Raw genomic sequence first — 19,271 nt, 5'->3', positions numbered from 1 at the left:
CTCTTCACTCATTACCCCTTACTCTTCGCTCCTTCCATCACCGGACCCAAGCCATGACGACTCCTACACACCTGGATCGCCGCAAGCGCCCAAGCCGCACGCCGACACCCCTGCAGTGGGCCCTGGCCATGGGACTGGGCGCCACGCCCTGGCTCGGCGCCCAGGCGCAGAGCGCGCCCCGCCCCCTGTCCGAGGACGCCTGGCGCCAGTGCGCCGCCACCACGGACAACCAGTCTCGCCTGGCCTGCTTCGACACCTGGGCCCAGCAGCAGCAGCCGCTGACCGCGCCGCCGGCCACCGGCTGGAGTGCTCCGGCCGCCAGCGCCGCAGCCGATCCTGGCGCCCTGCCCACGCCCGCCCCCGTGGTGACGGCCGACAGCGGCCAGGGCCTGGCGCTGCCCACCACGCCCACCAACGGCGGCTGCCGCGACCCGCGCTACAGCGAGCTGTCGCGCTACTTCGAGCTGGAACCGGGCAGCGACTGCGGCACCTTCAGCTTCCGCGGCTACCGGCCCATGTCCGTGTCCGTGGTGACGGCCGACCATGTCAACCGGCAGCCCACCACGCCCGGCAAGGACCCTGCGCAGTCGCAGCCCTACAAGACCGAGGAAATGCGCGTGCAGCTGTCCGTGCGCACCAAGGTCGCCCAGGGCCTGCTGACCAGCAGCACCTCGGCGGGCAAGGACTCGCTGTGGGTCGGCTACACCCAGCAGTCGTACTGGCAGCTGTTCAGCCCCGCCATCTCGCGGCCCTTCCGCAACACGGACCACGAGCCCGAGATCTTCTACGTCTACCCCACCGATGCCCGGCTGCCCTTCGGCTGGCGCTGGCGCTACAGCGGCGTGGGCCTGGTGCACCAGTCCAACGGCCAGAGCGATCCGCTGTCGCGCAGCTGGAACCGCTGGTATCTGATGACCGGCTTCGAGCTGGACAACCGCTGGCAGCTGCACGCCAAGGCCTGGCAGCGCATCCGCGAAAGCGCCGAGCACGACGACAACCCGCGCATCCAGGACTACATAGGCCGGGGCGAGGTGAAACTGGGCTGGAACGTCAATGCACAGAACTATCTGGGCTTCACTGCGCGCGGCTCGCTGGGCCAGGGCCGCGGCTCCGGGCGCGTCGAATGGCTGCGCACCCTAGGCGAAGGATGGAACGGTGGCAAGAGCAATTTGCGCCTGCATGTCCAGCTTTTCAGCGGATACGGTGACAGCCTGATCGATTACAACTACAAGCGCACCGTGCTCAGCGTGGGTTTCAGTCTTCTGGACTTCTAGAAGACCGGCCCTCGCCGGGCACGCTTTGCCGCTTGCCCTTCGCGGGGAAGCCCCGTCCCGCTGGCTGCATTGCCAGCGGCCGGGGCCATGCGTCAGAATGCGCCGATGCCCCGGGCCTTTTCAGGCAGGCCCGGAACCCGCCCCAGAACGAACCGCGGAGGTCCGCCATGGATTTGCAATACCAGCTCAAGGCCGGCAGTTACTGCCTGTACGACATGCGCGAGACGCCCAGTGCCATCACGGGCGAGCGCCGCTGCCGGCTCAGGACCGAGCTGGTGGCCATTGCCTTCGACCTGGTCACGGGCCAGGTCCATGAGCATGGCTCGCCCACGCGCATCCATGCCTGGGCGCTGTGCACGCGCAGGCGGCTGCGCGCGGCCGGCGACTGGGACCAGGCCGACAGCATCGTCGTGGTCTCCGGACCCCTGCCGGTGGATGAGATCAACAAATGCCTGGGCATACGCGGCTACTGCCGCCGCATGTTCCAGCGCCTGGCCAGCCTGCCGCACGGCAAGCTGCAACCCCACGCGCATGCGCACGCTCATGGTGCCTACGGGGCTTACGGCGCCCATGCAGGCCGGCACCAGTCCCATCAGGGTCAGCAACGGCGGGCCGCCTGAAAGCCCGCGCGCGCGCCCGGCACCCCCTCACTCGGGACCCAGGTCCTCTTCCCCTTCTTCATCGTGCGGCTCGGCATGCTTGACGATGGTCACAGGCAGCCGGCTGTTGCGTGCCACCTCGCGCGAGACCGAGCCGATCAGCACGCGCCGCAGGCCGCCCTGGCCCAGTGCGCCGATGATGATCTGCTCGCAGCCCGTGCTCTCGGCAATGTCGGCCAGCGCGGCGGCGGGCTCGCCCAGGCCGATCTCCACCTCGTAGGAAATGCCGGCCGCCCGCACCAGGGCCACGGCCGGCGCCACCAGATGCATGCCGGCGTCCACGCTGGCGGCGGCAATCATGTCCGAGTCCTGCGTGGCCAGCTCGAACAGCGAGGCTTCCTGCTGCACATGGGCCAGCACGAAATGCGCCTGCAGGCCCTGGCGCACCAGGGAGATGGCGTGGTGCACGGCATCCAGCGAGGGCTCGGACCCATCGACGGCAATCATGATCTTCAGCATGCGGACCTCCTTTTTTGTAGCTGGCGAATCGCAACCACCCCAGTGTAGACGCGGGCCGGCTAAGCCAGACGGGCTCCGGGGACAGTCGCGGAGCGTCCGACACGCACATGCGGCCATCTGGGACAATGGAGGGCTATGCTGCAATTCGACCTGCTCAAGACCGATCCCTCCAGCCACGCGCGCCGCGGCCAGCTCACGCTCAACCACGGCGTGGTGCAGACACCCATCTTCATGCCTGTGGGCACCTATGGCACCGTCAAGGGCGTGATGCCGCGCAGCCTGCAGGAGATGGGCGCGCAGATCATCCTGGGCAACACCTTCCACCTGTGGATGCGCCCGGGGCTGGACATCATGCAGAGCTTCGGCGGCCTGCACGGCTTCGAGAAGTGGGACAAGCCCATCCTCACCGACTCGGGCGGATTCCAGGTCTGGAGCCTGGGCGCCATGCGCAAGATCACCGAGGAAGGCGTGCACTTCGCCAGCCCGGTCAACGGCGACAAGCTGTTCATGTCGCCCGAAGTCAGCATGCAGATCCAGACCGTGCTGAACTCGGACATCGTCATGCAACTGGACGAATGCACGCCCTACGAGACCAACGGCCACAAGACAACCGAGGCCGAGGCGCGCAAGAGCATGGAGATGAGCCGCCGCTGGGCCAAGCGCTCCAGCGACGAGTTCCAGCGCCTGGGCAACCCCAATGCGCTGTTCGGCATCGTGCAGGGCGGCATGTACGAGAACCTGCGCGAGGAATCGCTGCAGGCCCTGGTCGAGATGGACTTCCCCGGCTACGCCGTGGGCGGCGTCTCGGTGGGCGAGCCCAAGGACGAGATGCTGGCCATCATGGCCCACACGCCCCACCGCCTGCCGGCCCACAAGCCGCGCTACCTGATGGGCGTGGGCACGCCCGAGGACCTGGTGCAGGGCGTGGCCGACGGCGTGGACATGTTCGACTGCGTCATGCCCACGCGCAATGCGCGCAACGGCACCATCTTCACGCGCTATGGCGACCTGAAGATCCGCAACGCACGCCACAAGACCGACCACCAGCCGCTGGACCCCAGCTGCACCTGCCATGCCTGCGCAGGCACCAGCGGCGTGAGCTGGGAGCAAGGCGGACGCGACGGCTTCTCGCGCGCCTACCTGCACCACCTGGACCGCTGCGGCGAGATGCTGGGCCCCATGCTCACCACCATCCACAACCTGCACTACTACCTGAACCTGATGCAGGAAGTGCGCAATGCGCTGGAGGCGGGCAACTTCACTGAAATGCGCGCACGCTTCAAGGCCGAGCGCGCCCGGGGCGTCTGACGCCCCGCAGCCGATCGTTCAGGTCACTCAGGTGGCCAGGGTCGCTCAGGTCGCCAGGTCCTTGAGCGACCAGGACACGCCGGTCTCGAAGCCGGCGCGCATCTCGTCGGCCACGCGCTCCAGCTCGTCCAGAAACAGCCTCATGGCGGCTGCCTTGGTGTAGCCGATGCGCTGGTACAGGCAGCCGGGCAACTGCGCACCTGCGTCATGCAGGGGCCGCCAGAGCAGGCGGCCGGCCGCCACATCCTCGGCCACGTTGTCGGGCACCAGGAATCCCAGGGCCGTGCTGCCGGCCACCAGGCGCCGCACCATGGGCACGGAGCTGGTCTCCACCAGCGGCCGCTGCTGGTGCAGGGCCGCGCTGTCCATCTGCTCCAGCATGCTGCGCAACTCCATGCCCGGCGCCATCAGGATCAGCGGATAGTCCACGCAATCGCGCAGGCGCAGCAGGCGCGGCTCGGTGGCCAGCGGATGGCCGGGGGCCATCACCGCGCCCAGCGGCTGGGGCCAGGCGCGCACCTCCTGCACGCCGGGCGGCGGCGGGCGGCGCAGGCAATAGGCCACATCGATCTCTCCCTGCGCCACGCCGCGCAGCAATTCCTCGCCCGTGCCCGAACGCACGCTGAAGGTAATGCCCGGATAGCGCCCGTGCAGGCTGGCGATCACCAGGGGCAGCAGGTACTCGGCCGTGGCATGGGACACGCCCACGCGCACATGGCCCCGGCGCAGGGCGCGCAGGTCCTCCACCTGGGCCAGCGCGTTGTCGAAGTCACGCTGGCTGCGCCGCACGGCCGCCAGCATCAGCTCCCCGGCCGTTGTCAGCTGCATGCCGCGCGGCAGGCGGTCGAACAGCGGCACGCCGACCTGGGCCTCCAGATTGAGGATTTGCTGGTTCACGGCGGCCGCCGTCAGGTGCAGCGTGACGGCGGCCTTGCGCACCGAACCACGGCGCGCCACCTCGTCAAAACAGCGAAAGGCCTGGGAGATTGCGGGCATGGCGCGGAGTGTAAATTTTTATCTGACACCTCATCCAAAACAAACAGCTATTCCTGACGCTTGCGACTGCCTAGAGTGGCGCTCATTCCCGGCCTCCTTTGAAAGCAGCCCATGGCAAGCACCGTAGACCAAGTCACCCAGCGCCGCCGCGGCGTCGGACTCATCGCCCACGACCCCGCCCTCTCGGCTGGCGGCTACACCCTGATCGCGCCGCAGACGGCCGACGGCCATGTCTACCTGGTGGACATCGAAGGCCGCGTGGCCCATGAATGGAAGCTGCCCGTGCGCGCGGGCCGGCACGCCGTGATCCTGCCCAACGGCAACCTGGGCTACAACGGCAACCACCCCCGCTCGCCCGATCGCTATGCGCCATGGTCCATGTGGCATGGCGGCGATTTCTACGAGGTCACGCCGCAGGGCGAGATCGTCTGGCGCCACGAGGACCCGGACCACCACCATGACGCGCAGTGGCTGCCCAACGGCCATCTGCTCTATGCCGCCTGCGCGCCCGTGCCTGCGGGCTTTGCCGAGCGCGTGCCCGGCGGCACCGCGCACGGGCCCGGCGAGGTGATGTACGGCGACGTGATCCGCGAAGTGGACCGCAGCGGTCGCCTGGTCTGGGAATGGAAGGCCTGGGAGCATCTGGCGCCCGAGGACTTCCCCATCCACCCGGGCTTCGGCCGCTACCACTGGCCGCTGGTCAACGGCCTGGGCGTGAGGGCCGACGGCAGCGTGCTCATGAGCCTGCGCACCACCTCCGGCATCATCGCCGTGGACAAGGCCAGCGGCGCGGTGAAGCTGCACATTCCGCCCTCCGTGGTCTCGCACCAGCATGCGCCCGTGGCGCTGGACAACGGCCACATCCTGGCCTTCGACAACGGCAACTTCCGCGAAGGCGCCCACGTGGCCTTCTCGCGCGTGGTGGAGATCGATCCTGCCGACCACCGCGTGGTCTGGAGCTACCAGGACGAGATGGTCAACGCCTTCTACACCGCCTTCATGGGCAATGCCCAGCGCCTGTGGAACGGCAACACCCACATCACCGAATCGGCCACGGGCCGGCTCTTCGAGGTCACGGCTGCGGGGGAGGTGGTCTGGGAATACATCCTGCCCTGGTTCGCCGAGTACCCCGATGCCGCAGCGCGCCGCACCGGCCCCGGACGGCTCAACAGCGTGTTCCAGACCTGGCGCTACCACGCGGACCAGCTGCCCTGGCTGGGCGCCGCCGGGAGGCTGTCATGAGCCTCAACCGCAGGCAAATGGCGGCCTGGATGCTGGGCGCGCCCTGGCTGTCACCGGCAGCCCGTGCGTCCACGGCTGGGGCCGACGCCTGGCCCAGCCAGCCGCTGACCGTGGTCGTGCCCTTTTCTCCGGGCGGCAGCGTGGACGTGGCCGCGCGCCTGGTCATGCCGCGCCTGGCGGAGCGGCTGCGCCAGCCCGTGGTCATAGAAAACACCGTGGGCGCCTCGGGCACCATCGCCACCCAGCGGGTGATCAAGGCCAGGCCGAACGGTCATACCGCGCTGTTCGGCGTGGCCAGCTGCGTGCTCATTGCGCCGCTAGTGTCGCCAGAGCGCTTCCGGTATGACGGCCTCAGGGAACTGCTGCCCGTGGCGCCCGTGGCCTCTTCGGCCTTCGTGCTGGCAGGCCGCCCCGACCTGCCGGCCACCACGGCGGCCGAACTGATGCAGTTGTCGCGCCAGCAGCCGGGCCGGCTGACCGTGGGCACCGATGGCGTGGGCACCAGCCTGCACCTGACCGCAGAAATGCTCCAGCAACAGGCCGGCCTGTCATGGACGCATGTGCCCTACAAATCCGGTCCGCAGGCGCTGACCGAGCTGGCGGGCGGGCAGATCGACCTGGCCGTGCTGCCCGTCGCCCTGGTCCAGTCCTTCGTGCGCGAAGGCAAGCTGCGCGGCCTGGGCGTGACCTCGCGCCTGCGCGCCGCCACCTTGCCGCAGACACCCAGCCTGCAGGAAACGCCGGTCTGGCAGTCCTTTGATGTCGAGGCCTGGCAGGGCCTGCTGCTGCCCGCCCGCACCGATGCCCGCATTGCGGAGCGCCTGGCCCGCGAGACCGCAGCCGTGCTGGCCGAGCCGGATCTGGTGCGCAAGCTGGCCGACGCCGGCTTCAAGCCCATGGCCATGGAGCAAGCCCAGTTCATTGCCCACCTGGAGAGGGAGAGAAAGCTGCTGGAGGCCACGGTGCACGCCGCCCGCCTGCAAGGCACAGGCTGACCCGGCCAGGCCCGGCCAGGCGCTGCTTGCGGTGCTACTGCAGGGCGCCGGGCGAGACAAACAAGAGGTCGGCCATCTGCACCAGGGTCCGGCCCCGGGTCAACGGGTAGGAGGGCGAAGGAGACAACGCGCGCGGCTGCAGCCGGAAAAAGGCCTTGCCGCCACAGCGCTGGCCCAGCATCTCGAACTCGGCGCCTTCCAGGCGGCAGTCCACCTGCAGGCCCGGTGCGGGCTCATGGGCGATGCCAGACAGCTGCGACAGGCGCTGCAGCGCATCGGGCTCGGGCAGCACGGTGGTTTCGGCACTGCCATCGACATGCTGGACATGCACGGGCCGGCCAGCCAGGACCTTGAGCGGATACACCAGTTCCAGGCCTGCCCGCCCGGCGCGCAGGCCCCGCTGCAGGCCGCCGTCGACATCCCCCTGGGCACGCGCCCAGCACGTGAAGCTCAGTCCGCGCGCCGAACCCACGATGCGCACGCGCCAGGCCAGGCTCAGCTCCTCGCAGTCCACCACCGTTTCGTAGAAGGCCTCGAAGCGGCCGGCCCGCTCGCGCAGGCTCAGTTCGCCCGCGCCATGCACACAGCGGTCACCTTGTCCGTCGCGCGCCACAAAGGCCATGGAGCGCAGGATGTCGACGCCGCCATAGCAGACATTGCGCAGGCCGCCGTCGGCCAGTTCGGCGCGGAGCGGGCCGGCCTGCAACTGGCGGGGGCCGGACTGCAGATGCCTATCCCAGCCTTGCGCAGACACCACGATGCCAGCGCCCTCGGGCCCGTTGCCGGCGATTTCAGCGAACCATTGGTTCATATTTGCACCCTTGTCCATTCCGAGCATGGATGCCGATGCTATGGACGATCGGTGCGCATGAATAACGATGTTTTCTGTCACCCGTCGTGAGCTGCACTCACAAGCGGTCAGGCATTCCGGCATCAGTCCGGGGAGCCGGTGCGCCGCTCAAGACCTGCGGGGCCTGTTGCGGCTCCAGCACCGTGCAGTTGCGGCCCTGGGCCTTGCCTCGGTACAGCGCCGCATCGGCGCGCGCGATGGTGGCCTCCACCGATTCGCCCGTGCGGTACTGCGCCGCGCCCAGCGTGCAGGTGACGCGGGCGCCCTCGCCCAGGGTCTGCGTCCACGGGGCTTCGGCAATGCGCAGCCGCAGGCGCTCCAGCAGCTCGCCGGCCTGGGCCAGGTCGGTGTCGGGCAGCACCAGCAGGAACTCCTCACCGCCATAGCGGCCCACGCCATCGGCACTGCGCAACTGCGACTTCAGCAGCGTTCCGAAGGCGCGCAGCACGCGGTCGCCGCCCTCATGGCCAAAGCTGTCGTTGATGCGCTTGAAGTGGTCTATGTCCAGCAGCGCCACGCACAGCACCGTGCCACGGTCGTGGGCGGCGGTGCGCACCTCGTGCAGCCGCTCGATCACGCCCCGGCGGTTGCTGACGCCGGTCAGGTCGTCATGGCGCAGCAGGGCCTCGATCTGCGCCAGCGCCGTGGCCAGCTTGTCATTGGCGATGCCCAGCCGGTACTGCATGCTGCGAAAGAACGTGGCCTGCACGCTGCAGCGCACCACGGCACCGAGCACCACGCCGAAGGCCAGCAACTGGCCTGCAGCCGTGTCCGTGGTCATGCGCATCAGCGGCCCCCGCCAGAGAATGATGGCCGCCACGGCGATGAGCGTGCCGATCCAGGTCAGCCAGAAGCTGGTGCGGCTGCGCGCCAGGAAACCGTCGGCGCTGAAGGCGATCAGCATCACCATGGACTGGAACGCCAGCGCAGGGGCGGCCATGACCATGCCCAGCACGCCGATGATGGACACCAGCTGGTGCGTGAGGAACATGCCGGGATCGCGCAGCCTGTGGCACCAGTCGCTGGCATAGGCCCAGGTGATGAAGCCCATGCCCGCCGCCACCCACAGGCCATAGCCCAGCACCACGGCCCAGGGCGCATAGCCGGCCCAGGCATGGCCCAGAAACAGCAGCAGCGCATAGATATGGCTGACCAGCACGGAGATGTGCAGTTGCCAGGTGCGGCGCTTCCAGCGCTCCAGGTGCAGCGCCTCGTCCACCAACGGCGACGCCGGCTTCGGCCCCCACAGGAGACGGTCCGGGAAATTCCGAGAAATGGAGGAAAGCACGGGCATGCGAAGAAGCGCGGCGGGCCGGCGGCCCTCATGGGCGCCCATTGTGACCGCATCCGGGAAATCCCGGGGATTGCATCCTTCTCGCCTAGGAGGTACGTGGCGGCCGCACGTCCTCGGCCACCACGATCTGGTTGCGCCCGCAGGCGCGGCCATGCGCGAGGGCCGCTTCGGCACGCTGCACCAGCCGCTCCGAGGTTTCGCCCGCCTGGAACTCCGCCACGGCCAGGGTCAGGGTCAGCGGGTCCTTGTCGGGGTCGGGGATGGGCTTTTCGCTCCAGTGCTGCTGGCGCACGCCCTCGCGCACGCGCTGCAGCGCCCAGACGGCCTGGACGGAGGCGGTATCCGGCATCACCAGCATGAAGGTGTCATCGCGGTAGCGGCCTATGCCGTCCACCGTGCGCAGGTGGGTGACCAGCAGGCCGCTGAGCATGAGAAGCACCCGGTCCTGCAGCGATGGTCCCTTGTGCGGCGGGTGCACGCCCGCACGCTCCACCCAGGGGTCCAGCTCCAGCAGCACCACGCAAAACGGTTCGGGCTTGCGCGCATGGCGCTCGCGCAGGCCATCGACGGCATCCATCAATCGCGAGTAATTGGCCACGCCGGTCAGCGTGTCGCGCCCCGTGGGCAATTGCAGCGAGCCCACGCGGGTCTGCAGCTGCTGCACATCGTCGGCAAGCTGGCCGCAGTAGCTGGACAGCTGCGCCAGTTCCTCGGTGTACTGGCGCTGCATGCGGCTCAGTGCCTGCCACAGGGCCAGCGCATGCACGGCCAGCGGCAGCAGCACGCTGGCCAGCCACAGAATGCGCACGGCGACCGAGCCCGGTGCCATCTGCGGCATGGGCCTGGCCACCACCACGGCGCAGAGCATGGCCAGCATGGCGCACAGCAGCACGATCTGGCCTGCGGGCAGGTGCAGCGCCTGCTCGCGCTCGCCATCCCAGGGCAGCCAGGCGACGGCAGCCAGCCACAGCAGGGCAGAGGCCCAGGCCAGCGAGGGCTGCCAGGCCGCCAGCAGCAAGGCCATCGTGGCCTGTATCCAGCCGTGGCCGCGCAGCGTCCGGGTCAGCGGCAGGCCCGCAGCATGGCAGCGCCAGACCCAGGCCATGCCGGCCAGGGCCGACAGCGCGGCGTAGGCCGCCCAGGCTTTCCATGAAGAAGGGCCGGCCAGCACATGGCCGGCCAGCAGGGCAGCCCCCACGGCCCAGGCCGCCAGGGGAAGAAGATGGGCGGACGCGCCGGCCGGTGGGTGGGCGGGCTGCGCTGGCGTGTGTTGTGGGGGATACGGCAGCTGGCGTGACATGGCATCCTCGCTGAAGACATCTGCGCCCCGGCCGAGCGCGCAAGCCATGGTGTACCACAACCCCGCGCAGCTTCAAGGGTCTTGCCGGCCCCGGCCGACACCGCCACGGCCGTCGCCAGGGCCGCTTCAGGCGGGGGTCAGGCGGGCTCAGCCAGACTCAACCCGGTGCCGGCCCGGCCTCCTGCACGGGAGGCACGGGAGCCACGGCAGGCGCAGCAGACGTGGAAGGCAGCACGGCTCCCGGCTTCCTGCGGTTGCCATCGGCCTGGGTGCCGCAGCTGTGGCAATAGTGCACAAAGGCGCTCTTGCGGGTATTGCAGCTGCCGCAACGGTCGAACAGGCCTATGCCGCAGTGGGGGCAGAAATCGATGGCGCCGTCCTTCAGGTCCACGGGGCGCTCGCAGCCCGGGCATACGCCCTTGGCCAGGCGGGCCAGGGCCACGTCGTAGCCCAGTTCCTGGCGCCGCTGCGTCTCGGGCAGTGACTCCTGCTGCTTTTGCCGCTCCAGGTAGCGGTTCAGGCCCAGAATCGCCGCTCGCCCCAGCAGCACCGTCACCACGATGCCGACCACATAGCGCACGTAGCCGCCGTAGTCGGGCAGGTAGGGCACGAGTTCGACGAAGAAGGCGAACAGCGCAAAGAAGATGAAGCCCCAGACAAAGGGCCACCAGGTACTCTTGCGTTGTTTGGCGAACAGCCAGCCGGCCACCAGCAGCAGGGGCAGGGTCAACGCCAGGCGGTAGAGGAAGACGCGCAGCTCGATGGCGCGCATCTCCTTGCGCCAGGCCTGCATGGCACCGTCGCGCAGACCGTCCCATTGGCGGTTGGCCGCGTCCAGGCGCTGGCGTGCCTGCAGGCTGGCGTCCTGCAGCCGCTCCACGGCAGCGCGTGCGGTGTTCTCTTCCTGCTTGATGGCATCCAGCGCCTGGGTGCGCGACAGCAGCTCGCTGTCCTGCTCGGGCCGGGCCGTGGCACGGCGCGTGGCCACCCAGTTGTCGAAGGTCTCGCGCGCCGAGCGGTAGCGCGCCTGCGTGGCCTGGTACTTGAGGCGCGCGTTCTGCAGCGCCGTCTCCGCCTTGTCGTGATCGGCATCGGCGGCCTTGATCTCGGCCTTGACGGGCTCGGCCGCAGTGGGCGCGATGAAGTCCTCCACCGTGCGCGGCGACTCGACCTGGGGCAGATCCCCCACCACCAGGCCGCCCAGGCCGATGAGGAAGGAGGCGAACACCACCGCCACCAGCCACAGGCCTCGGCGGAACCATTTTTCGGGCAGACGCAGGGCCTTGCTCATGGGGAAACTCCTGTTTCAGTGTCCTGCGGCCGAGGAAGACCGCAGGCGGAGGAAAAGCCGGCCTGGCTCAGGGCAGCACGCGCACCGGACCCGCCAGCTGGCTGCGCTGCAGCCACTGCGTCACCGACTCCACGGTCACGGTTTCTATGCGGCTGGCATAGCGCTTGTCGTTGGGATGGTCGTCGAAGGCGATGTTGGCAGCCGTCACGCGCCCGCCCAGCCGCGACAGGGCGCGGATGACCAGCACGCCGGGCTCGTAGCCCTTGAACTGCAGCCAGGCCTGGGCCTGCTCGCGCCGCTGCACCGTGGCCGGCTCCATGGCGGCGGCCAGGGTTTCGGTGGCCCACTGGTTGGACTGCTGGTAGCGCTGGCCCCAGGCATAGCTGACCATGCTGTAGGGCTCGTGCTGCAGGCGCAGCACGGTCTGGGGCTGGGTCAGAAAAGTCCACAGCGCCTGCTGCACGGCGGGCGTGGGCACCTGAACGCCGGCCTCGTAGCGCCACAGGTCGTCCAGGAAGAATTCGCCCAGGCCCTGGCGGTAGACATGGCCGCCGGCCGTGCCGCATTCGTTGAGCTTGTGCGCCACGCGCCAGGGGCCTTCGGGGGTCCTGTAGGCCCAGCCGTAGTGCGAGTAGTGCAGGTCGTACTTGCTCAGGTCCTGGCCCACGCGCGCCAGCAGAACGACGCGGGTGCCGTTCTTCGCATATTCGGCATCCAGCGCCTGGGATGTGCGCTGGGCCAGGTCCAGCCCCTTTTGCAGGGATTGGGGCGTGAGGGGCTTGTCCTCGCAGCTGCGGCCCGCATGGGCCGTGCCCAACGCGGCGGCCAGCAGCAGCACCAGACAGGCGGCACGGGCCACAGGGGAAGGGGAAAGAGGCGGTTTCATGGCGGGCATCACAGGCGTTCGTTGTGCAGCAGGGCCTTGCCCATCTCGTTGGGAATGAAGGCCAGCACCTTGCCGGCCGCCGAGATGACAACGCCTGCGCCGATCACGCTGCAGGTCAGCACCGTGCCCACGGCATAGGCCGAGGCGGATGCGCCCCGCCCCACCACTTCCACGCTGGCCTGGGCGCCGTCGGAGGCACGCTCGAGCAGATAGACCGTGCCCGTGGCCGAGGCCTGCACCGCCTTCACGGTCAGCACCGCGCCGCCCACCGACAGCGCGGCCGGCAAGGCCACCACGGCGCCAGCGGCCGTCGAAGCCACCGAAGCCGTGCCCACCACGGAGGCCACGGGCAGCATGGACAGCGCCACGGAGGCCTCGCTTTGCGCATGGGCAGGCGCCATGGCCAGGGCTGCGCACAGCGCACCAGCGGCCAGCAGGGCACGCGGCAGGCGCGCGAAAACGGATTGGTTGACCATCATTGCTTGGACTCCTGGAAATGCGGGGAAGGGGTGGACATCACTCGACGTCGGCCGGTTGCGCGGCCTCGCGGCGGCCATGCATGCGGGCCTGCGCCAGGTCGGCCTCGTGGCGGTCGCGCAGCATCTTGGCCAGCGTGAAGGCGGTGGTGATGAGATAGAGCCAGCTCACGCCCAGGAAGGCCTTGTAGGTCACGTTGATGTCCATGCTCACCAGCCCCCAGCCGGTCAGCGCCATGGACACGGCAAAGCCGCCCCAGACCACCAGCTTCCACATGGGCGTGTCGCCTGCGCCGCTGCGGCCGCCTTCGTTGTCCCGCACGAACTTGGCCAGCACGAAGGCGGCCGAGAGGCAGAACACATAGCCCATCACCATGAAGGCCTGCTCCAGCTGCTCGCCGGGCAGCCATGCCAGGCCGATGGCGCACAACGAGACCGCAATGCCGAACGACACCCACACCTGCAGTTGCCAGGCCCGGGTATCAAGCTGAACGACGATGGGAGAAGAGGACATTTGCCGAGGTGCCCCTCAAGGGCATTGGTTGAACACGGGACGCATGGTGCCCAGACGTAACTTGCGTGTCTGCATTCAACCGTAACAGTGGCCAGACACAGGCCATTGAGTATCTCCAAACGGTACTTTTCAAGTTTTTGACTGTTGTTTACGCCCCAAAAAGTTCCTGCATGTGACACCAGCACACAGGACATCGGGCACGGCACCTGGGCGACAGGAACCCTGCGGCGCGCCACAGACAATGCGCCCACCCCGGCTGCACTGCAGAGGGCAATCGCACGTTCGCCACGCTGATTGATGGAGATCTCCCATGACCAAACCCTTTGACCTCGTCGTCCACGGCGCCACCGGCTTCACGGGCCGGCTGGTGGTGGAGTACCTGCTCAGGCGCTACCCCGCAGGCAGCGGCCTGCGCTGGGCCATGGGCGGGCGCAATGCCGCCAAGCTCGCGGCCGTGCGCGACGAGCTGGGCGCGCCCGCCGATACCCCGCTGGTGGTGACCGACACCGGCAATCCCGCAAGCCTGCAGGCGCTGATGGAGCAGACCCGCCTGGTGCTGACCACGGTCGGCCCCTACCAGCTCTACGGAAACGAACTCGTGGCCGCCTGCGCCAGCGCCGGCGTGGACTATGTGGACCTGTGCGGCGAGCCAGCGTGGATGCGCCAGATGATCGATGCCCACGAGGCCGCAGCCAAGGCCAGCGGCGCGCGCATCGTGTTCTCCTGCGGCTTCGATTCCATTCCCTTCGACCTGGGCGTGTTCATGCTGCAGCGAGAGATGCAGGCCCGCTTCGGCCAGCCCGCCCAGCGCGTGCGGGGCCGGGTGCGCAAGATGAAGGGCACGTTCTCGGGCGGCACGGCAGCCAGCCTCAAGGCCACCATGGCGGCGGCCGCCGCCCAGCCGGGCGTGCTGGAGCTGCTGCGCAATCCGTTCTCGCTCACGCCGGGCTTCGAAGGCCCGCGCCAACCGTCCGGCAGCAAGCCCATGGTGGACGAGGTGCTGGGCCTGTGGGTGGCGCCCTTCGTGATGGCGGCCATCAACACGCGCAACGTGCACCGCTCCAACTTTCTGCTGGGCCATGCCTATGGCGCCGACTTTGTCTACGACGAGATGATGGTCACAGGCGCGGGCGAAAAGGGCGAGGCCCTGGCCAACGCCGTGGCGGCCGACAAGTCGCTGGGCGCGGACGACGGCCCCAAGCCTGGCGAGGGGCCATCGCGCGAAGAGCGTGAATCGGGCTTCTACGACGTGCTGTTCATCGGCACCGACACGGCCGGCCACAGCCTGCGCGTGGGCGTCAAGGGCGACCGCGATCCGGGCTACGGCTCCACATCCAAGATGATCACCGAGGCCGCCGTCTGCCTGCTGCAGGACGCCCCGGACACGCCCGGCGGCATCTGGACCACGGCGCCCGCCATGGGCAACGCGCTCATCGCCAGGCTCAAGGCCAATGCCGGCCTGAGCTTCACGGTAGAGGAACAGAACCCCTCTTAAGCCGCCAGCAGCCGCAGCACGCGCTCGCGCAGCAGCGCGGGCTGCACCTCGGCCTGGGCCATGGGCTGGCCCACGTTCAGGCCCACGCGGTTGAACAGGCCACGGCGGAAGGGCCGCACCATGGCGCCGCCCTGCTCGATGCGGCTGAAGTACGAACCCCAGAGATTGGTCAGCGCCATGGGGACCACGGGCACCTGCAGGCCATCGGCCTGGGCGCGCTCGATGATCTTCATGATGCCGCCACGGAACTCCTGCAGCTGCCCGTCGCGCGTGATGCCGCCCTCGGGGAAGATGGCCAGCAGGTCGCCCTCGCGCAGCACCTGGGCGGCGCGCTCGAACGCAGCCTCGTAGGTGGCGGGATCTTCCTTCTGGGGCGCGACGGGGATGGCCTTGGCCAGGCGGAACAGCCAGCCCAGCACGGGCACGCGGAAGATGCGGTGGTCCATCAGGAAGTAGATGGGCCGGGGGCTGGCGGCCATGAGCAGCACGGCATCGACAAAGCTCACATGGTTGCAGGCCAGGATGGCCGCGCCGGAGGCCGGAATGTGCTCGTCGCCCTGCACCTTGAAGCGGTACACGAAGCGCGAGGCCACCCAGGCCACGAAGCGCAGCAGGTACTCGGGCACCAGCAAGAAGATGTAGGCCGCCACCACGGCATTGGCAATGCCCGTGATCAGGAACACCTGGGGAATGCTGAAGCCCGCCGCCAGCAGCGCGCCGGCCAGCACGCTGGAGGCGATCATGAACAGCGCGTTGAGGATGTTGTTGGCCGCGATGATCCGCGCGCGGTGCGTGGGCTGGCTGCGCATCTGGATCAGCGCGTACATGGGCACGCTGTAGATGCCGGCCGACAGGGCCAGCATGCCCAGGTCGGCCATCACACGCCAGTGCGCGGGCTGGGCAAAAAAGGCACCCACGCCCATCAGCTCGGAAGCCGGCAGCGCGCGCGAGGCAAAGAACAGGTCCACGGCGAACACGCTCATGCCGATGGCGCCCAGCGGCACCAGGCCGATCTCCACATGGCGGCGGCTGAACACCTCGCACAGCAGCGAGCCCGTACCAATGCCCACCGAGAACACCACCAGCAGCAGCGAGGCCACATGCTCGTCGCCATGCAGCACCTCCTTGGCAAAGCTGGGGAACTGAGCCAGAAACACGGCGCCGAAGAACCACATCCAGCTGATGCCCAGCAGCGAGCGGAACACGGCGGGCTGCTCGCGGGCCAGTTGCAGGTTGCGCCAGGTTTCGGTGAAGGGGTTCCAGTTGATGACCAGGTGCGGATCGGTTGCCGGCGCATTGGGGATGAACTGCGCAAAGATCCGCCCGATCACCGCCAGCGCCAGGCAAGCCACGGCCACCTGCATATGGCCCACCTCGGGCACGGCCACCAGCAGGCCGCCTGCCACATTGCCCAGCAAGATGGCCACGAAGGTGCCCATCTCCACCATGCCGTTGCCGCCCGTCAGCTCGCGCTCGCTGAGCACCTGGGGCAGGTAGGCGAATTTCACGGGGCCGAACAGCGTGGAGTGCAGGCCCATCAGGAAGACGCAGCCCAGCAGCAGCGGCACATTGGCCTGGATGAAGCCCCAGGCGGCCAGCGCCATGATGGCGATCTCCAGGTTCTTGACCAGGCGGAACATGCGGGTCTTGTCCCACTTGTCCGTCAGCTGGCCCGAGGTGGCCGAGAACAGCAGGAACGGCAGGATGAACAGCGCCCCGATCACCAGCCCCGCCATGGCCGAAGGCAGCCAGGAGACGCTGAGCTGGTAGGTCACCATCACGGTGAGCGCAAACTTGAACAGGTTGTCGTTGGCCGCCCCCGAGAACTGCGTCCAGAAGAACGGCGCAAAACGCCGCTGGCCCAGCAGGGCGAACTGGTTGGGGTGCTCGTGCGCGGCCGATGGCACGGCGCCGGCCGTTGCGGTGGGGGCAGACGGGCTGCCGGTCTCTTGCTGGAACATCTTGTTTTCCCTCAACGGTTGGTGGCGCCGCCGTGGCCGCACGCATCGGCGCACATTGTGCCCGTACTGGTCATGCGCGCCGTGCCGGCCGCACGCAGCGCGGTGATCACGGGCAATGCGGCGGCCGCCGCCACCACATGCTTGAGGCTGTGGCCGGACACCAGCCCGCCGGTGGCCTCGAAGACGGCCGCATCGCCCCACTCCAGCAGCTTGGCCGCGCCATACCAGGCAATCACCACGCCCAGGCGCAGCGCCAGCGCGCCATGGCGCGGCACCACGCAGGCCAGGCCCAGCACCGCCAGCATGCCGCCGCCCTGCACCAGCGCCCAGGGCAGCAGGTTGCCGCCATGCAGCCAGACCAGCACCGAGGCCACGGCGGCGACCAGCATGGCCACTGCGGCGCGCACGGCCACGCGGTCGGCAATGCGCGATTGCAGCGCCAGCCCCAGCATGCCGGCAAAGGCCATGGACATGCCCAGCCGGTCGCCGGCCAGGGTGGCATCGTGGGGTGCCCAGTGGTAGACGGACGAGCCTATGGCCGAACACGCCAGCCCCGTGAAGAACAGCGCGGCCAGCCAGCGCAGGGCCGGCGCCAGGGCCAGCGCCTGGCTACGCCGGTCCAGCAGCAGGCGCGCGCCCGCCACGGCGGCCCAGGCAAAGCCCAGGTTGCTGAGCACATCCAGCGCATGGGGCAGCGCCCCCCAGGCGCGCTGGTCGGCAAACGCGTGAAAGTCCTGCGGCTGCGGCACGGCGGGGCCAAGCCAGGCGGCCAGCAGCAGCAGGGCAGCGCCCCAGTACAGAGCGCGCAAGGCGGCGGCCGGTGAAATCGATACGGATGGCATGTGTTGCTCCTCGTGAAAAGTGAGGCGGAGTGTGGCGAGCCGTCGGCCCTTCCAGCATCGTTTTTCTGCACCCACCGCGCAAACCAGCACCTCGGGTATCGATAATCGCTACCCATGAGCACCACTGCCGACCTCGTCATCGCCCTCAAGAAGGAACTCAAGGCCGCCCAGATGACCTATGCCGACCTGGCGCGCGCCCTGGGCATGGCCGAGTCCAGCGTCAAGCGCATGCTGGCCAAGGGCGACATGCCGCTGTCGCGCATCGATGCCATCTGCCGCGCGCTGAGCCTGGACTTCGCCGACCTGGCGCGCCGCGTGGCCGACAGCCAACCGCTGCTGCAGGAGATGACGCCCGAGCAGGAGAACGCCGTGGTCGCCGACCGCAAGCTGCTGCTGATGGCCATCTGCGTGCTCAGCCAGTGGACGCTGGAGCAGATCGTGGCCACCTACCGCATGACCGAGGCCGAAGGCATCCGCTACCTGGCCCAGCTGGACCGCATCGGCATCATCGAACTGCGCCCCGGCAACCGCTACCGGCTGCGCCTGGCCAAAACCTTCCGCTGGCGCGCACGCGGGCCGGTGATGGAGTACTTCCGCGAGAACGCCGTGCTCGACTACTTCGGCGGCGGCTTCGACCAGCCGGGCGAAGGCATGCTGATGGTGCACGGCTCCATCGGCCGGCACCTGGCGCCCAGCTTCGTGGAACGCATACAGCGGCTGGCCCATGACTTTTCCCAGCAGCACCTGCAGGACCAGCGCCTGCCCCCGGGCCAGCGCGAGGGCTACACCCTGGTGCTGGCCATGCGCAGCTGGGAATTCACGGCGTTCACGGCGCTCCGAAGAGGCACTGTCTGACGGCGGCTGCAGGACGGCAGCCCGCGCTGCAGCGCCTGGCAACAAGGCTTCACCAAGGCGATACACAAGATTGCAAGACTTCGCGGCGCGGCAACCCGGGATTGACGATGGACCTGCACCATGCAGTCATGGATTCCTTTCACCAGGACTCCAGCCCGATGAACCAAGGACAAGGAGCCGCCATGATTTCCCTTCGCACACCGCTGATCGCCGCCACCCTGGCCCTGGCCGGATGGGCCGGCACCGCGCAGGCCCAGGCCAACGTGACCTATGCGGCGCCGGGCGCCGCCATCTCGGTCCAGTTCGGCGCGCCGCCTCCCATGCGCTACGAGGCGGTTCCTGCACCGCGCCGCGGCTACGTCTGGGCACCCGGCTACTGGCGCCCGCAGGGCCACCGCCATGCCTGGGTGGCCGGCCACTGGGTCAAGGCGCGTCCCGGCTATGTGTACCGCCAGCCCGTGTGGTCGCAGCAGGGTGGCCGCTGGGGCTACGCACCCGGCCGCTGGGACCGTGACCGCGACGGCGTGCCGGACCGCCATGACCGCCGCCCCAACAACCCCTACCGCCATTGATG

At 68.9% G+C, this 19,271-nt stretch carries 19 protein-coding genes; 8 read left to right on the top strand and 11 right to left on the bottom strand.

The genetic code is table 11. The features are described from left to right. Positions 1–53 precede the first annotated feature (53 nt). Both IB269_RS26735 and IB269_RS26730 read left to right on the top strand, forming a co-directional pair. The gene (locus IB269_RS26735) at positions 54–1,274 is read left to right on the top strand and encodes a phospholipase A (protein ID WP_192368739.1); all 1,221 of its coding nucleotides are present in this window, start codon (positions 54–56) and stop codon (positions 1,272–1,274) included. Positions 1,275–1,441: 167 nt separating this feature from the next. Beyond that, complete coding sequence (locus IB269_RS26730; RefSeq protein ID WP_012202483.1) at positions 1,442–1,894, top strand: hypothetical protein; 453 nt, start codon at positions 1,442–1,444, stop codon at positions 1,892–1,894. Between the two features lie 27 nt (positions 1,895–1,921). Here the strand turns inward: IB269_RS26730 and IB269_RS26725 are convergent, their stop codons facing one another. Continuing rightward, positions 1,922–2,392 carry a universal stress protein gene (locus IB269_RS26725; RefSeq protein WP_034397960.1) on the bottom strand — a complete coding sequence of 157 codons (471 nt, stop codon included), beginning with the start codon at positions 2,390–2,392 and terminating at the stop codon, positions 1,922–1,924. A 135-nt stretch (positions 2,393–2,527) separates the two neighbouring features. Between IB269_RS26725 and tgt the strand changes: the two genes are divergently transcribed. Continuing rightward, entirely contained in the window at positions 2,528–3,700 is a 1,173-nt protein-coding gene (gene tgt / locus IB269_RS26720; RefSeq protein WP_012202481.1) for a tRNA guanosine(34) transglycosylase Tgt, read from the top strand. A gap of 45 nt (positions 3,701–3,745) precedes the next feature. Here tgt and IB269_RS26715 read toward each other — a convergent pair whose 3' ends face one another. Then, a complete protein-coding gene (locus IB269_RS26715) occupies positions 3,746–4,696 on the bottom strand; it encodes a LysR family transcriptional regulator (protein WP_012202480.1) in 951 nt (316 codons plus the stop codon). A gap of 111 nt (positions 4,697–4,807) precedes the next feature. Between IB269_RS26715 and IB269_RS26710 the strand changes: the two genes are divergently transcribed. Together IB269_RS26710 and IB269_RS26705 are read left to right on the top strand one after the other, a co-directional pair. Next, complete coding sequence (locus IB269_RS26710) at positions 4,808–5,938, top strand: aryl-sulfate sulfotransferase (protein WP_192368738.1); 1,131 nt, start codon at positions 4,808–4,810, stop codon at positions 5,936–5,938. Then, a complete protein-coding gene (locus IB269_RS26705) occupies positions 5,935–6,933 on the top strand; it encodes a Bug family tripartite tricarboxylate transporter substrate binding protein (RefSeq protein ID WP_192368737.1) in 999 nt (332 codons plus the stop codon). Before IB269_RS26710 ends, IB269_RS26705 begins: the two co-directional genes overlap by 4 nt. Before the next feature lie 34 nt (positions 6,934–6,967). Here IB269_RS26705 and IB269_RS26700 read toward each other — a convergent pair whose 3' ends face one another. From IB269_RS26700 to IB269_RS26670, 7 genes are all read right to left on the bottom strand, one after another. After that, a complete protein-coding gene (locus IB269_RS26700) occupies positions 6,968–7,744 on the bottom strand; it encodes a hypothetical protein (protein WP_225614310.1) in 777 nt (258 codons plus the stop codon). Between the two features lie 97 nt (positions 7,745–7,841). Then, positions 7,842–9,002 (bottom strand): GGDEF domain-containing protein, encoded by a 1,161-nt coding sequence (locus IB269_RS26695; protein WP_318652184.1) that lies wholly within the window; start codon positions 9,000–9,002, stop codon positions 7,842–7,844. Between the two features lie 160 nt (positions 9,003–9,162). Continuing rightward, complete coding sequence (locus tag IB269_RS26690; RefSeq protein ID WP_192368734.1) at positions 9,163–10,377, bottom strand: GGDEF domain-containing protein; 1,215 nt, start codon at positions 10,375–10,377, stop codon at positions 9,163–9,165. Between the two features lie 157 nt (positions 10,378–10,534). After that, positions 10,535–11,668, bottom strand: coding sequence for a zinc ribbon domain-containing protein (locus IB269_RS26685; RefSeq protein WP_192368733.1), 1,134 nt, complete (start codon positions 11,666–11,668; stop codon positions 10,535–10,537). A 67-nt stretch (positions 11,669–11,735) separates the two neighbouring features. Next, positions 11,736–12,554 (bottom strand): DUF2145 domain-containing protein, encoded by an 819-nt coding sequence (locus IB269_RS26680; RefSeq protein WP_013800300.1) that lies wholly within the window; start codon positions 12,552–12,554, stop codon positions 11,736–11,738. 8 nt (positions 12,555–12,562) lie between these two features. Then, positions 12,563–13,033, bottom strand: a complete 471-nt coding sequence (locus IB269_RS26675) for a hypothetical protein (protein ID WP_013800299.1) — start codon at positions 13,031–13,033, stop codon at positions 12,563–12,565. Between the two features lie 37 nt (positions 13,034–13,070). Further along, a complete protein-coding gene (locus IB269_RS26670; protein WP_192368732.1) occupies positions 13,071–13,544 on the bottom strand; it encodes a YiaA/YiaB family inner membrane protein in 474 nt (157 codons plus the stop codon). Positions 13,545–13,854: 310 nt separating this feature from the next. Here IB269_RS26670 and IB269_RS26665 point away from each other — a divergent pair, with 310 nt between their 5' ends. Beyond that, a complete protein-coding gene (locus IB269_RS26665) occupies positions 13,855–15,039 on the top strand; it encodes a saccharopine dehydrogenase family protein (RefSeq protein ID WP_180318607.1) in 1,185 nt (394 codons plus the stop codon). On the opposite strand, the gene IB269_RS26660 is transcribed toward IB269_RS26665, so the two are convergent. Both IB269_RS26660 and IB269_RS26655 read right to left on the bottom strand, forming a co-directional pair. After that, positions 15,036–17,000, bottom strand: coding sequence for an MFS transporter (locus IB269_RS26660; RefSeq protein WP_192368731.1), 1,965 nt, complete (start codon positions 16,998–17,000; stop codon positions 15,036–15,038). The two genes, IB269_RS26665 and IB269_RS26660, sit on opposite strands and share 4 nt — an antisense overlap. Before the next feature lie 11 nt (positions 17,001–17,011). Beyond that, positions 17,012–17,842, bottom strand: a complete 831-nt coding sequence (locus IB269_RS26655) for a hypothetical protein (RefSeq protein ID WP_192368730.1) — start codon at positions 17,840–17,842, stop codon at positions 17,012–17,014. 114 nt (positions 17,843–17,956) lie between these two features. Here IB269_RS26655 and IB269_RS26650 point away from each other — a divergent pair, with 114 nt between their 5' ends. Together IB269_RS26650 and IB269_RS26645 are read left to right on the top strand one after the other, a co-directional pair. Beyond that, complete coding sequence (locus tag IB269_RS26650; protein WP_012202467.1) at positions 17,957–18,697, top strand: helix-turn-helix domain-containing protein; 741 nt, start codon at positions 17,957–17,959, stop codon at positions 18,695–18,697. Positions 18,698–18,879: 182 nt separating this feature from the next. Continuing rightward, positions 18,880–19,269 carry a YXWGXW repeat-containing protein gene (locus IB269_RS26645; RefSeq protein WP_013800295.1) on the top strand — a complete coding sequence of 130 codons (390 nt, stop codon included), beginning with the start codon at positions 18,880–18,882 and terminating at the stop codon, positions 19,267–19,269. Positions 19,270–19,271: the final 2 nt, after the last annotated feature.

The sequence above is a fragment of the Delftia sp. DLF01 genome, from assembly GCF_014852125.1.
In the GTDB taxonomy this organism is placed as follows: Bacteria; Pseudomonadota; Gammaproteobacteria; order Burkholderiales; family Burkholderiaceae_C; genus Comamonas; species Comamonas acidovorans.
The sequence above is the reverse complement of the archived record's forward strand: the minus strand, read 5'-3'. Positions and strand labels throughout refer to the sequence as shown.